The following is a 15020-nucleotide window of genomic DNA, read 5'->3' on the forward strand; positions in this document are numbered from 1 at the left end:
ACTCTTTACTTTTTTAACTGATACTTTCTGACCGCTTGGTTATGCTCATCAAGGGTTTCAGAAAAATGATGGCTACCATCCCCTTTAGACACAAAATATAACGCGTCTGTAACATCTGGATGCATTACGGCATCTATCGCCGCATGCCCAACCATTGATATCGGCGTGGGCGGTAGCCCTTTAATAACATACGTGTTATACGGTGTTGGTGTACGCAAATGCTTTCGGGTAATATTACCATCGAATGCTTCACCAATGCCGTAAATGACTGTGGGATCCGTTTGAAGGCGCATCTTTTTCTCCAAGCGGTTCATGAAAACGCCTGCTACTAGCGGCCTTTCGTAAGCAACGCCTGTTTCTTTTTCAACAATAGAAGCGAGGATTAGCGCCTCATATTCAGACTGAACTGGAAGCCCCGTTGCTCGATTGTCCCATGCGTGTGAGAGATAATCTATGAGCCTTTGGTGGGCTTGCTTTAGAAGTTGGCTAGCGCGTGTGCCACTCGTATATAGATAAGTATCAGGTAAGAATAGCCCCTCTAAATGCGCATAATCATGACTGTTTTGCTCAGACACCCAATGCAACAAGGCTTCAGTGCCCTCTTCACTTGAAATATCATCAACAATATAAGGGGTATTGGCAATAACGTTTTGCCATTGTCGCCAATTCAACCCTTCTACTAACGTGATTGAAAAGTGTTTGACGTTTCCCGTGGCAATGTCTGAAAACAAAGACAACAGTGGCATATTTGGCGACACTTCATACGTGCCTGTCTGCACATGCGTCAGTGGTGTATTAAGCTTAAAATAAATACGCCACGCCAACGTATTCTCAATCCAGCCTTTATCTTGAAATTGATATACCAGTTGTGTAACTGTTTGCCCCGATTCAACCACAAGAAGTTCAGGTGCTGAGATAGGCGCGCGCTGTTTAACCGCATTATTGATTGACCAAGCCGTGGCAATAATCACTAACATGCCGAGGGTGAATAGCGCCCCCAATAATTTAATCAGCTTTCTTAACATGTTAGCAGCTCCTGATGCATGCCCTGAGTTTCTGGGCAAATTTCCATATTATGGGTCCAAGATTGGGTTTTAATTTTCACTATAGGAATAATCCCCATCACAGAGTTACAGCAAAATGCGGCTTCCGCGTGCTGCACTTCGTCAATCAACGATTGAGTTTCGGAAATTGGAATGTGCCGTTGCGAAAAGCGATGAATAATTTGTTTGCGCATAATACCTTGAATACCCGCCTGCTGTAATGAGGGTGTATACCAAGCACCGTCAGTCTTCCAAAAGATATTTGACGCCGAACACTCAACCACAAAATTATTTACATCTAGCACGATATCATCGTTTACGTCATCATGTGACTGATGTAATTTCACCATTACTTGCTCTAAGCGATTAAGGTGTTTAATGCCCGCCAACGCCGGTTGAATTCCTAGTTTAAACCCCGAAACGCCGACCGCTATTCCTGTTTTACGCCATGTTTCGTATTGAGACGGGTACGCATGGCGGCTAATAAAAATATGCGGTTCTGTATGTTGATCGGGTGCATATCCCCTGCCACCGTCACCTCGGGTTATGACTACTTTAAGAACATATGCATTGTCACACGATGTTATGTTCTCTTTAATCGCTGTAAATATTCTATTTTTTATATGGATTTCATTAATGTGTTTGATCTGAAGCGCGCTGCATGCATGCATTAGTCTTGCGATGTGGTCTTGTAGAAAACAAACGTTATTTTTTAATACAAGCATGGTGGTGAAACAGCCATCACCATAATTGAAGCCTCTATTATTTAAAAATTGTTCTTGTTCCATTCACACCACATCACTCATAAAAAAAGCCTGTCACAGACAGGCTTTTTTGTATTATGTCTGGTTAACAGTTTACATCTTACTAAAAATAAGAGAACCGTTAGTACCGCCAAACCCAAATGAATTACAAATCGCATGCTTCAGCGTTGATTTACGCGCTTCATTTGGAATGAAATCTAAATCACACCCTTCACCTGGATTATCCAGATTAATGGTAGGCGGTGCAACTTGATCCCGCAAAGCGAGTATGGTGAATATTGCTTCTACTGAGCCCGCTGCGCCTAGTAAATGACCAGTCATAGACTTGGTAGAGCTGACCAATACTGAGTTTGCATGCTCACCGAAAATAGATTTCACTGCATTAACTTCTGCAATATCACCTGCTGGCGTACTAGTACCATGGGCATTGATATAGCCAATATCAGACTCTGCAATACCAGAGTCATTTAGCGCATTTCGCATTGCCGCTGCAGCACCTTCACCGTTATCAGGTGGCGAAGTCATATGGTATGCGTCGCCACTCATGCCAAAACCAGTCAGTTCAGCGTAAATTTTAGCGCCGCGTGCTTTTGCGTGTTCGTACTCTTCAAGTACAACAATGCCAGCACCTTCACCCATAACAAAACCGTCACGGTCTTTATCCCATGGACGGCTTGCCTGTTCTGGCGCATCATTTCGGGTCGACAGTGCGCGCGCTGCGCCAAAGCCTCCCATACCCAACGGGGTAATAGAAGATTCAGCCCCGCCGGCAATCATGACGTCGGCATCACCATATGCGATGGTACGTGCTGAAATACCAATATTGTGAACACCCGTGGTACAGGCAGTTACAATATTTAAATTTGGCCCTTTGAATCCTTCCATAATGGAAAGAAAACCAGAGATCATATTGGTGATCGTAGAAGGAACAAAGAAAGGTGATACCTTTCGTGGGCCGCCTGCCAACAGCTTTTTGTGGTTTTCTTCAATAAGGCCTAAGCCGCCGATACCCGAACCAATAGCAGCACCAATTCGGTGGGCATTGGATTCGTTAATTTCCAACCCGGAATCTTGCAAGGCTTGTTTACCTGCTGCAATTCCAAATTGGATAAATTTATCCATTTTTTTGGTGTCTTTTTTAGGAATGTATTTTTCGACATCAAAATCTTTTACTTCACCGGCAAACTGTGTGCCGTATTCCGTAGCATCCATGCACGTAATTGGGCCTATGCCACTCTTACCCGCAAGAATTGCTTTCCAGGTAGATTCAACGTCATTACCCAAAGGTGACAACATGCCAAGACCGGTTACTACCACGCGACGTTTTGACACTATGGCCTCCGCAATAGAAAAGAAATTATAGATAGATAGCAAAACGGCTCAGGAAGAGCCGTTTGGTGTATACAATTACGCGTCTTTATTTGCGTTAATGTAGTCAATTGCAGATTGAACAGTTGTGATTTTCTCAGCTTCTTCATCTGGAATCTCTGTGTCGAATTCCTCTTCAAGAGCCATAACGAGTTCTACTGTATCAAGTGAATCAGCACCCAAATCATCTACAAAAGACGCTTCTGCTTTTACTTCTTCTTCTTTAACGCCTAGTTGCTCTACAATGATTTTCGTTACGCGTTCTTCGATGTTACTCATAATTCTAGTTTTCCCTATAAGTCGCTAGATATAAATTTGCGTGTAGTGTATTCACCAAGCCCATGCCATGCAAGCAAGACATGTAAGTTTTTGCCTGGTCAAACCACCGATTTTTCAAATATTAATCAACATGAAGCCTATATTCAAGAAATTGAAAATAGCCCAGTTGACCGATAAGGTACAGTAAAAGATCACTATACCAAAAAATTAATTGTAAAAGCTGATGTCGATCAGCCCATGTGCATGCCACCATTTACGTGGATAGTTTCCCCTGTAATATAGGCCGCGCTATCGCTCACTAAGAAAGCTACGGTAGCCGCAATTTCTTCTGGTTGCCCGAGCCTATTTGCGGGGATATCTTTGAAAATGGCTTCTTTTTGTTCGTCTGTTAAAGACTTTGTCATGTCAGTATCAATAAAGCCTGGTGCCACGACATTGACGGTAATTCCGCGTGACGCGACTTCTCTTGCTAACGATTTGCTGAAACCAATCACGCCTGCTTTCGCTGCTGCATAGTTTGCTTGCCCCGGATTTCCAGTACTGCCTACTACCGAGCCAACACTGACAATGCGTCCCGCTCGCTTTTTCATCATGGCACGCATGACCGCCTTGCTCAGCTTAAATATTGGCGTCAAATTCGTATTGATGATATCTGACCACTCGTCGTCTTTCATGCGCATTAGCAGATTATCACGGGTGATACCTGCATTATTTACTAGAATATCTATGTCACCAAATTCATTTTTTATTGACTGCAATAGTTCGTCTATTGATTCGTCACTGGTGACATTGAGTACGTAGCCTTTACCCTTACCAGACAGATAATCTGAAATGCTATTCGCCCCGTTTTCAGACGTTGCTGTGCCAATTACTGTCGCACCGTCTTCTACGAGTTTTTCTGCGATTGCTCTACCAATGCCACGACTTGCACCCGTTACCAGTGCAATTTTTCCATCTAAATTTGCCATTTATAATTCCGTCATTAACCTAAGTCTGAGGGTTGATTGATTGCTTTTGCGTCAATAGATTTATTGATGCGTTTTGCAAGGCCAGTTAATACTTTTCCTGGACCAATTTCCCACATTTCAGTCACACCTTGTTCCGCAAGGCTCTGTACCGTTTCCGTCCATCTAACTGGGCTGTACAGCTGCCTAACAAGGGCGTCTTTTATATCTTCTTGAGATGACAACGCCATGACATCTACGTTATTGATCACCGGAATAGTCGGCGTAGCAAACGTCAATGCGTTTAATCTTTGTGCAAGTTTGTCAGCCGCAGGTTGCATTAACGCACAATGAGAGGGAGCGCTGACAGAAAGCGGTAACGCGCGCTTCGCCCCTGCCTCTTTACATTGCTCAGCTGCGCGTTGAGACGCATTTGCCGTTCCTGCAATCACGACTTGACCTGGCGAGTTATAGTTTACAGCCGATACAACCTCTCCGAGTTCTGCTTCTACATTCGCACAAATCTCGCGAATCTTGTCGTCATCAAGTCCGATGATTGCATACATACCGCCTTCGCCAGAAGGTACAGCTTCTTGCATGAATTGGCCGCGTGCTTCAACCAGCGAAATGGCGTCTTTAAATTCGATAACACCAGCGCATACTAGCGCGGAATATTCGCCTAAGCTGTGTCCAGCCAGATAGTCAGGTGTGTCGACGCCTTTTTCTTGCAGCACCCGCCACACTGCAACACTTGCAGCAAGTAATGCCGGTTGCGTAATATGCGTTTGATTCAGTTTACCGTCTTCGTCTGTTTGAATCAGTTCCCACAAGTCATAGCCTAAAACCTCAGAGGCTTCTTTAAAGGTGTCTTTTACCTGTGGATGATCTTCAGCCAGCTCACTAAGCATGCCGACAGATTGCGAACCCTGTCCGGGAAACACAAATGCCTTTTTAGTCATAATTGTTCACTTATTCTTAATATTTTACGAGCGCAGATGCCCAGGCAAAGCCGCCACCAAATGCTTCTAGAAGGAGATTTTGTCCACGCTGAATACGTCCATCTCGAATGGCCGTATCCAACGCAGTCGGGACTGTCGCGGCAGAGGTGTTACCATATTTGTCTAGGGTAAGCACAACCTGATCTAACGACATATCCAGCTTTTTGGCGGTCGCTTTGATAATTCTAAAGTTTGCTTGATGTGGTACAAGCCAATCCAAATCAGCTTTTGACATTCCATTGGCTTCAAGTGTTTGCTCGACAACTTCGCTTAGCTTAGTCACGGCCACTTTGAAGACTTCGTTTCCTTTCATTACGCCCCAATTGTCATGAACAGAGGCCTCTTCACCACGGGTCGGATTACCCACGTAAAGCAGGTCACCATAAGATCCCGCCGCATGAATATGTGTTGAAAGTATACCAGGCTCTTCACTGGCTTCGATTACCACGGCGCCTGCGGCGTCTCCAAATAAAATCACCATTGTGCGATCTTTTGGGTCAACCAAACGTGATAGGCAATCTGTGCCCACCACCAAAATGCGCTTAGCCATGCCCGATTTAATATATTGATCAGCAACGCTTAAGGCATAGCAAAAACCCGCACATGCTGCGGCTACATCAAAAGCAGGAATGCCATCTATGTCGAGTTCTTTTTGAATTTCACATGCTGTGCTTGGTAGTGCATATCGTCCACTTGTGGTGGCACACACAATCATGTCTATATCTTTTTTATCTAATCCTGCCGCTTCGATTGCTTTAAGGCTCGCTTGCGTGCCCATTGTAGCAGCCGTTTCATCGGCACCAATAATACGTCTTTCTTTAATGCCTGTTCTGTCGGTTATCCACTCGTCGGAAGTGTCTACCATGGTCGCAAGATCTGCGTTGGTACGAACTTCACTGGGATAATAGCTTCCAGTACCGATTATTTTTGAGTACATGCCTTACGGTCGCTCCATTAGAACAGTTTCCATTTTTTCTTGAATTTTCTTTGGAACCTGTCGATTTACTTCCTGCAAAGCTTCTTTAATCGCATAAAAAAATGCGTCTGACTTTGCGTTTCCATGGCTTTTCACCACAGTTCCGCGCAATCCTATCAGACTCGCGCCGTTGTACTGGTCGGGGTTCACCCTGTTATAAATCTTTTTGAACAAAGGAAGCGCAATTTTTGCCATAATTCGGGTCATTAAGTTCTTTTCTGATACGCGTTTCAACTCATTGACCACGAGTTTTCCCAAACCTTCAACAGACTTTAGTGCGATATTCCCGACAAAACCATCTGTCACGACCACATCAGTCACATCATTAAATATATCGTTTCCTTCGACAAAACCAATATAATTTAGCGAGGGCACATCAGACAATAGCTTTGAAGCATACCTAACGGTTTCATTCCCTTTTATTTGCTCTGACCCAACGTTAAGCAAGGCTACGCGTGGATTAGGATTGTCTGTCTCTTCTGCGGCCAATACCGATCCCATCACCGCAAATTGAAATAATGTTTCAGCATCACAACTGACATTAGCACCAAGATCTAATAAAAACACTTTTTTATGTTGAGCTGTTGGAAGAGATGAAATCAGCGCAGGTCTGTCTATACCGGGTAGCGTTTTTAATACCATATATGACATGGCCATCAACGCACCGGTATTACCGGCACTCACGCAGCCGTTGGCTTTTTTGTCACGAACTAGCTCTAGCATACGGTACATAGATGAATTTCGTTTGGCCCGAAGCACTTTACTCGGCTTATCGTCCATCTCAACGGCTTGATCGCAGTGTTCTATACGGTAGTTATCGGCGTGAATATCGTAACGAGAGAAATAGTTTTCTATGACCTGTTTATCGCCACAGAGAATAAATTGGATATCTGGATAGATGTGCAACGCATTTACGGTTGCAGGAAGGGTTATATGGGGGCCGTGATCGCCCCCCATAATATCTAACGCAATGGTTAGATGGCTCAAAATCAAGCCCGCCTATTCGAAGACGTATCTACGAATTAGCCAGCGATGACTTTTTTGCCTTTATAGTAACCGTCAGCAGTCACGTGATGACGACGATGCGTCTCACCTGAAGTTGAATCTACAGACAAAGTTGGGCCAGTTAGCGCGTCGTGTGAACGGCGCATGCCACGCTTTGAACGAGTTTTACGATTCTGTTGTACCGCCATTACTTACTCCTAGTCTCGCTTAAGTTCTTTCAAAACCGCGAATGGGTTTGGTCGCTCATTGGCCGGTTCAATTTCGCCGTAACTCATTTCATCTTGCCTCACGTTGCAATCCTCCTCTGCATGAAGGGCCACAATTGGCAAAGATAAAATCAGTTCGTCTTCAAACAATTCGACTAAATTGATTTCTCCGTGGTCATTGACCTCTACCGGTTCATAAACTTCCGGCAATTCACTCACTTCGTCTTCCGCCATCCCCTGCACTGGGCTGAAGCAAAACGAAACGTGAATTGGTTGAGCATAAAGCTCATTACATCGTTGACAGATAAGCTGAACTTCCGTTGCAAGGTGTCCGCTAAAGTAAGTTAGACCCTGCGAGTCTATTTCAAACTTAACTTCCACTTCGACCCAGTCAGCAACATTGGCTGCTGCTTCCGCTAATCTTGGCATATCGCTGCTAGAAATCACGCCGACATAGTCAGAGCGCTTCATCGCACTTTTTACCGGATCTAGCTGTTTAGGTAGTTTAACTTTCTGCATAGGGCGCGCATAATAATGCTTGTATAAGCCTGAGTCAAAAGAAAATCTCAAATATTCGATTATTTTTTAATCAGGCACTCATCATTAACTTAAAAGCCATACGAATTATAGAACATGCACTCATTTGTACTTGCATCGACATCACCCTACAGAAAACAACTGTTACAACGGTTAATCCCTGATTTCATCACCGCGCCGCCTATTGCAGATGAAACGCCCCTAAAACATGAGCAGCCACACGCATTGGCGTATCGATTAGCGGAACTTAAAGCAACTAGCTTACAAACCACCTACCCTAATCACATTATTATAGGCTCCGATCAAGTGGCTAGCTTTGATGGAAAGCCAATTGGCAAACCGGGAAATCGTCAGTCAGCTATAGAACAGCTTCTTGCTTGCCAAGGCAAAACCGTCAGTTTTTACACTGGCCTTACATTGCTCAACACTGCGAGTGGCCAAATGCTCACCTCGGTAGATACCTTCAACGTGTCATTTCGTTCGCTTACGTTGCAGCAAATTGAACATTACGTTGATAAAGAACAACCTTTTGACTGCGCAGGTAGCTTCAAATCTGAAGGTCTAGGTATCGCACTGTTTTCTGAGTTATCTGGACGTGACCCAAATGCGTTGATTGGTTTACCCCTCATCGCGCTCACAGATGCACTAATCACATTGGGATTGCACCCGCTGAGCGACGATTAAAACACGATCAAGACACAAAAATTAATTGCTCTAACTTACCATGCAGTGTTTTTGCGCATGGCACCACTGCGTGTGGGTTAGCATTAATGAGTGCCTCGTGAGTATGGGCGCCATGACTCACACCAATCGCTAATACACCCGCAGCATGCGCCATTTTGATATCGTGTGACGTATCACCCACCATAATAGCGCGCTCAGGCGACACATTGGTTTGCTGTAGAATGTCTAAAATCATTTGAGGATGAGGTTTTGATTTTGCTTCATCGGCACATCGAGATGCATCAAAAAAACCATGAGATTGGGTTTGTTCCATCACACGATTGAGCCCTCTTCTCGCCTTTCCTGTTGCAACAGCCAGTTTAAGCGAGTTATCACGCAGTGCGTTTAACATGCTGTGAGTACCCGAGAAAAATTCACACGGTATCGTATCTTCCTCTATAAACGCTGCACTGTATGCCTCGGTTAATCGGTTTACATCAGCATCTGACAATTTGCCAAACAGAATTTCTACCGCCGGATGCAAGCTCAGGCCAATAATATGATTAACGGCGTCTTCACTGGGAATCGGTAATTGACATTGTGCCGCAGCCTTACGCATGCAGCGGGTAATTTTACCCGTTGAGTCCATTAACGTGCCATCCCAGTCAAAAATCACGAGTTCATACTTCATTTAATGCGTCCAAAATTCCAGTTAAACTGTCATCAAGCGGTGCCGTAAACACCACTTTCTCTCCTGTTTTTGGGTGCTCAAAACTAAGCTGGTAGGCGTGTAGAAACAGGCGTTTAAGTCCGTTTTGCTTGCACTGTTCATCAAAGTCTTGATTACCATATTTGTCGTCGCACGCAATCGGGCACCCAGCATGTAAACAATGTACACGAATCTGATGGGTACGCCCAGTTAACGGAAACGCCTCAACCAAGGTTGCACCGTCATAACGACTAAGAATACGGTAACGGGTTTCAGAAGGTTTTCCATCTGGCGACACCGAGACAAGCCGCTCACCCGATTTTAGAATATTTTTTCGCAGTGGCGCTTTGACTTTAAATCGATTCTCAGGCCACGCGCCAAACACTAACGCATGATAGCGTTTATCTACTTGTTTATTGCGAAGTTGCTCGTGAACGTGTTTGAGTGCCGAACGCTTTTTAACCACCAGTAAGCAACCAGAGGTATCGCGATCAAGTCGATGAGCAAGCTCAAGAAAGCGCTGTTGAGGACGAAGCGCTCTTAAAGCTTCTATTACGCCAAAACTTAACCCACTGCCACCATGAACGGCCATGCCCGACGGTTTATTCACCACAATAAACAAGTCATCTTCGAACAATATGTGTTGTTCGAGGGTCGCGACTCTGTCTAAATTTGTCGAAGGCGGCGCTTTTTCATCGCTTACACGTATCGGTGGAACACGAATAGTATCGTTTTCTTGAAGCTTATATTCTGGCTTTGTTCGTTTTTTATTTACCCTTACCTCACCTTTTCGCAAGATGCGATAAATCATGCTTTTCGGCACACCTTTTAGGCGTGTTTTTAGAAAATTATCAATGCGTTGCCCCGCATATTCTGCGTCAACATCGATAAATTGAACGTTTTGAAAATTTGAATCCTGCATAGCGCTGTATGATACCTGAAATCGAGTTAACTTTTTGTCTTTTTTAATTGCTTGCCAGCATTGATATTTTAGTGAGATAATCGCCGTGTTATACGCCCAAATAAGAAGGGCACAATTAAACGCGTATTTCTCCTATTTTTAAGTGTACTTGCGAACCATATTCGCGCAGCTCAAACGCTAAAGTACCCTGTCTGGCTCGAAGTGAGTAATTTTTCGAGTAGCGGGCAGTAGAAAAACAGAGATACGCGTAGCGATTTTAGCATTAAACGTACTGATCGCAGAAAAAGAACTGAATTTGGCTTGTTTGTACTTCTGCCTTGTTGAACAACACGCAGACACAAACAATATTCGTTAAGAAACATAGATTATTTTATTCGTACCCTCTCTCTGAGAATCCAGAGATGAAAATACAATCAGGGTGCGTTAAACAACACCTCTAACAAGTCGTGAGACTGCAATCAGGTTAAAGCTGCCATTTTTGTCAGTTCTTTTCTTGTGCCATCGGTACTAAATTAAACCGAGTCACGATACATGAAAAGAATGTTAATTAATGCAACTCAACAAGAAGAGTTGCGCGTTGCCTTGGTAGATGGTCAGAAACTGTATGATTTGGACATAGAAAGTCCAGGCCACGAACAGAAGAAAGCAAATATCTACAAAGGCACAATCACTCGAGTAGAGCCTAGTCTGGAAGCCGCATTTGTTGATTATGGTGCGGAAAGACATGGTTTCCTTCCCCTAAAAGAAATAGCCAAAACCTATTTTCCTAGCGGTTACAAGTTTGATGGACGTCCCAATATCAAAGACGTCATCAAAGAAGGCCAGGAAGTGATTATTCAGGTTGATAAAGAAGAGCGCGGACAAAAAGGTGCGGCGCTTACTACCTTTATCAGCTTGGCTGGCAGCTATTTAGTGCTTATGCCTAACAACCCACGAGCAGGCGGTATTTCTCGTCGTATCGAGGGAGATGAGCGTACAGAACTAAAATCTGCACTGAGCAAATTAAACCTCCCCGACGGTATGGGGTTAATTGTACGTACAGCGGGCGTAGGTAAATCTTACGAAGAGCTAGAGTGGGATTTAAAAGTTCTACTTACGCACTGGAATGCGATTTCAGAAGCGGCAAATTCACGCCCTGCTCCATTTTTAATTCATCAAGAAAGTAACGTGATTGTTCGCGCAATTCGCGACTATTTACGCCGTGATGTGGGCGAAATCTTGATCGATAAAACATCGGTATATGAGCAAGCGCTTAAGCACATCGAATTAGTAAGACCAGATTTCGCTAGTCGTGTGAAGCTATATAAAGGCGACGTGCCCCTATTTAGTCACTACCAAATCGAAAGCCAGATCGAATCTGCATTTCAACGTGAAGTACGCCTTCCTTCAGGTGGCTCGATCGTTATCGACCCAACAGAGGCACTCACGTCAATCGATATCAACTCAGCCAGAGCAACCAAAGGTGGTGATATCGAAGAAACGGCATTAAATACGAACCTGGAAGCGGCAGATGAAATAGCCAGACAGCTTCGATTGCGTGATTTGGGCGGCCTTGTGGTTATCGACTTCATCGATATGACACCTGTTCGTCACCAACGTGAAGTTGAAAACCGCATGAAAGACGCGGTACGTCATGATCGCGCTCGCGTACAATTAGGCCGTATTTCACGTTTTGGTTTGTTAGAAATGTCTCGTCAGCGCTTGCGCCCATCACTGGGTGAGTCTGCGCACAATGTCTGCCCACGTTGTAGTGGTCATGGCACCATTCGTGGCAATGAGTCGTTGGCGCTTTCCGTGCTTCGCATTATGGAAGAAGAGAGCATCAAAGATAATACAGGACAGATTGAAGCGCAGCTTCCTGTGCCTGTCGCGACGTATTTGTTGAATGAAAAACGCCGTTCGATTAGAAGCATTGAAAAACGCCACAATGTTGAACTATTAGTGATCCCAAATCCTAATCTGGAAACGCCTCACTACCATGTTGTGCGTCATCGCCCCGATGAAACGATCACTGATAATAGTTACAACATTGAGCTATATAAGCCAGAGCCAAATGAAGCAGATAAGCCTGCGACTGCGCCAAAAGCGCCAGAACAGCCTGCACTACAAGGGCTAATCGCGCCGGAAAAAACAGCACCGGCAGCACCTAGCTCTGGCCCTTCTTTGGTTGAGAAAATTGTATCTTGGCTGACAGGTTTGTTCTCGTCTGAAAGCGAAGAAAAAGCCAAACCGGAAAAGCCGCAAAGAAGACAAAATAAACAACGTCGTAATCAGAAATCAAGACAAGACCGAAGCGGTGCACGTAAAGGTCGTCAACAGGCTTCTGACAAAGAAGACGGACAAGACAATAAATCTGAACGCAATGAGCGTCGTAATTCTCGTAACCGCAACCGTAATCGCCGTGATGAGAATAAAACGCAAGATGCAACGCAAGAAAATCAACAGCGTTCGCAATCTCGTAAAGCGAAACCTGATGCGGAAGCCAATCAGCAAAACCGCAAGAAAGAACAGGTGGCTGAGCGCCGTAAGCGTCGCGACAATCGCCGCAGTGTGCGTGTAGATGCTGATCAAAAGTCAGCACAAACGCCTAAGCCTGAGCAAGCGACAGACAAACCGTCGCGTCAGCAGCACAAAGACGCGAAGAGTAACAAGCCGCTGGTAGAAGAGACGCTAGACCAAGATCTGGTTAATACGCCAGTTGCTGATGCTCAGCCTACAACTAAAGAGGTTGACGCTTCTCAACACGCCCCAGCTGCGCCAGTTTCTTCTAAAGAAGATGAGCAAAAAGCACAGGATGACGATGGCAAAGAGAAGAAGTCTGAGCGTACACGCAGCAGACGTTCACCGCGCCATATCCGTGCAGCGGGTCAAAAGCGCCGTAAAGAAAACGCGCCAGAGTCAGATGCGCCGCAACTTGACGCCTCTGAAGCACAGGCCGCAAACGCTAACGACAATGATCAACACGATGTGTTGACCATTGAAGTTCCTTCAGAGTTAGTCACGTCGAATGATTCATCACAAGATGAATTGCAATTCGAAAGCAAAAACGCGGCAGCAAGTTCTGAAGAAACGGCTGCAGATACTAAGCACGAAGTGTCTTCTGACGAAGCCGCTCAGCCAGCAAGCGAAGCTGACAGCTCAGCAGATGCCGTTGAGTCTAAACCAGCGAAGCAAACGCGCTCACGTCAGCGTAAGCCTACAGCTGAGGCACCTAAGCAGGTTGAAATTCAGCTAGAAGACGCGCCAGTAGACGCAACGACGACTGAACAGCCTACGCCAGCAGACAACGAAGCGAAGGAAGACGTTTCAAAAGAAGAGAAAAAACCTGCTAAGCGTGCGCGTCGTAAACCGTCAGAGAAGTCAGACAGTGGGAATGCAGCTGTTACCGCTAAATCTGACAAGGGAGCAAAACCCGCCCCCGCCTCTCTGAAAAGTAGCGAAATAAGCATCAAGCGTGCTTCTGCTCCAATGGCAAAGCCCGTTAAAATAGAAGAAAGCTTTGGTGAGTTTAACGTTACTGAGTTTGGCGCAGATCTAAGACCTGAAATTAAACATTCTGGTCGTGCCGCCGCTCAGTTGAGTGTAACGAACAGAGCCACAGCACCGGCAACAAAGCCAGAATCACTGTAGCCCTTTTCTAACCTCATTAAAAAAGCCTTTACCACGTTTGCGGGTAAAGGCTTTTTTGTTTGTATCGCTTATAACCTTTCCGCCAAATTTACGCTTATCCTGTGGTCATTTACAACTAAGCGTAAACCAACATGCAGCTAATAACCATTCGAAGGGTCTCTCTGTTAGATCAATGTACGTATTGCTTACCCTCGCTAGTATTTGTAGTAACAGGCTGTAATGTACGTATTGCTGACGTTGGATATCCTCAGTATCCAAAATCCTGATTGGATGAAGTCCGTCATTGGGATCAGGTGACTCATAAAGCAGTTCGCACAAATAGCGGACATTTGTTTTTTCGGTGGCATTACGATAATCGACTCAGAGGACTCACCACTCCATTTGCCCCTTGTTGAAGAACATGAGTATAAATTTGAGTCGTTTTAACATCCGAATGTCCCAGTTGAGCCTGTACCGTTCGAATATCAGCGCCACTCTGCAACAAATGAGTAGCAAATGAGTGTCTTAAAGTATGGGGTGTAATCGGTTTTGTAAGACCGGATGCCGATACAGCTCGTTTGACGGCTTTTCGGACACAGGTGGGATGAAAATGATGCCTTCTTATCTCACCTGTTTCTGGATCTGCACTGAGCTTATGAGATGGGAATAGGTACTGCCATGCGAGTGATTTATTCGCAGATGGGTATTTCTTTGCTAATGCGTGGGGCATCCAAGCTCCGGCATATTCCTCATTTTGAATATCGAGTTTCAAGTATTCATCTACCTGCGCAATTTGATTTCTGAGTAAAGGAATTAGTTCTGTTGCCAAAGTAACAATTCGATGCTTGTTTCCTTTACCATTCCAGATCCTGACACACTTATAGTCAAAATCGATATCTTGCACGCGGAGCTGCACAGCCTCCATGCTTCTGAGGCCACTGCCATACATCAGACCTGCAATAAGGTAGTAACGTTTGCTCAAACTGGACAAAAGTAG

Annotated in this window: 15 protein-coding genes; 2 read left to right on the forward strand and 13 right to left on the reverse strand. The window is 44.9% G+C overall.

The window, feature by feature from the left end; genetic code table 11:
- Window positions 1-5 precede the first annotated feature (5 nt).
- The 10 genes from mltG to yceD form a co-directional block, all read right to left on the reverse strand.
- Window positions 6-1025, reverse strand: a complete 1020-nt coding sequence (gene mltG, locus OE749_RS06155; RefSeq protein ID WP_263711478.1) for an endolytic transglycosylase MltG — start codon at window positions 1023-1025, stop codon at window positions 6-8.
- Window positions 1019-1831: an aminodeoxychorismate lyase gene (pabC, locus tag OE749_RS06160; protein ID WP_263711479.1), complete on the reverse strand. Its 813-nt coding sequence runs from the start codon at window positions 1829-1831 to the stop codon at window positions 1019-1021. The genes mltG and pabC overlap by 7 nt, the downstream gene beginning before the upstream one ends.
- Before the next feature lie 69 nt (window positions 1832-1900).
- Window positions 1901-3139: a beta-ketoacyl-ACP synthase II gene (gene fabF, locus OE749_RS06165; protein ID WP_263711480.1), complete on the reverse strand. Its 1239-nt coding sequence runs from the start codon at window positions 3137-3139 to the stop codon at window positions 1901-1903.
- A 75-nt stretch (window positions 3140-3214) separates the two neighbouring features.
- Window positions 3215-3454: an acyl carrier protein gene (acpP, locus tag OE749_RS06170; RefSeq protein ID WP_263711481.1), complete on the reverse strand. Its 240-nt coding sequence runs from the start codon at window positions 3452-3454 to the stop codon at window positions 3215-3217.
- A 230-nt stretch (window positions 3455-3684) separates the two neighbouring features.
- Window positions 3685-4422 carry a 3-oxoacyl-ACP reductase FabG gene (gene fabG / locus OE749_RS06175; protein WP_263711482.1) on the reverse strand — a complete coding sequence of 246 codons (738 nt, stop codon included), beginning with the start codon at window positions 4420-4422 and terminating at the stop codon, window positions 3685-3687.
- Window positions 4423-4436: 14 nt separating this feature from the next.
- Window positions 4437-5357, reverse strand: coding sequence for an ACP S-malonyltransferase (gene fabD, locus OE749_RS06180; RefSeq protein ID WP_263711483.1), 921 nt, complete (start codon window positions 5355-5357; stop codon window positions 4437-4439).
- Between the two features lie 16 nt (window positions 5358-5373).
- The gene (locus OE749_RS06185; protein WP_263711484.1) at window positions 5374-6333 is read right to left on the reverse strand and encodes a beta-ketoacyl-ACP synthase III; all 960 of its coding nucleotides are present in this window, start codon (window positions 6331-6333) and stop codon (window positions 5374-5376) included.
- Between the two features lie 3 nt (window positions 6334-6336).
- Window positions 6337-7359: a phosphate acyltransferase PlsX gene (plsX, locus tag OE749_RS06190; RefSeq protein WP_263711485.1), complete on the reverse strand. Its 1023-nt coding sequence runs from the start codon at window positions 7357-7359 to the stop codon at window positions 6337-6339.
- Between the two features lie 35 nt (window positions 7360-7394).
- Entirely contained in the window at window positions 7395-7565 is a 171-nt protein-coding gene (gene rpmF, locus OE749_RS06195) for a 50S ribosomal protein L32 (protein ID WP_263711486.1), read from the reverse strand.
- A gap of 9 nt (window positions 7566-7574) precedes the next feature.
- Window positions 7575-8102, reverse strand: coding sequence for a 23S rRNA accumulation protein YceD (gene yceD / locus OE749_RS06200; protein ID WP_263711487.1), 528 nt, complete (start codon window positions 8100-8102; stop codon window positions 7575-7577).
- A 114-nt stretch (window positions 8103-8216) separates the two neighbouring features.
- Between yceD and OE749_RS06205 the strand changes: the two genes are divergently transcribed.
- Window positions 8217-8804 (forward strand): Maf family protein, encoded by a 588-nt coding sequence (locus OE749_RS06205; RefSeq protein WP_263711488.1) that lies wholly within the window; start codon window positions 8217-8219, stop codon window positions 8802-8804.
- A 7-nt stretch (window positions 8805-8811) separates the two neighbouring features.
- On the opposite strand, the gene OE749_RS06210 is transcribed toward OE749_RS06205, so the two are convergent.
- On the reverse strand, window positions 8812-9474 hold the full coding sequence (locus OE749_RS06210; RefSeq protein ID WP_263711489.1) for an HAD family hydrolase: 663 nt from the start codon (window positions 9472-9474) through the stop codon (window positions 8812-8814).
- A complete protein-coding gene (gene rluC / locus OE749_RS06215) occupies window positions 9464-10414 on the reverse strand; it encodes a 23S rRNA pseudouridine(955/2504/2580) synthase RluC (RefSeq protein WP_263711490.1) in 951 nt (316 codons plus the stop codon). Before rluC ends, OE749_RS06210 begins: the two co-directional genes overlap by 11 nt.
- Before the next feature lie 531 nt (window positions 10415-10945).
- Here rluC and rne point away from each other — a divergent pair.
- A complete protein-coding gene (gene rne, locus OE749_RS06220) occupies window positions 10946-14044 on the forward strand; it encodes a ribonuclease E (protein WP_263711491.1) in 3099 nt (1032 codons plus the stop codon).
- A gap of 346 nt (window positions 14045-14390) precedes the next feature.
- Here the strand turns inward: rne and OE749_RS06225 are convergent.
- Window positions 14391-15020 (reverse strand): integron integrase (locus OE749_RS06225; protein WP_263711492.1); only part of this gene is annotated, 630 nt, incomplete at its 5' end.

The organism is Fluctibacter corallii (assembly GCF_025751585.1).
Lineage (GTDB): Bacteria > Pseudomonadota > Gammaproteobacteria > Enterobacterales > Alteromonadaceae > Fluctibacter_A > Fluctibacter_A corallii.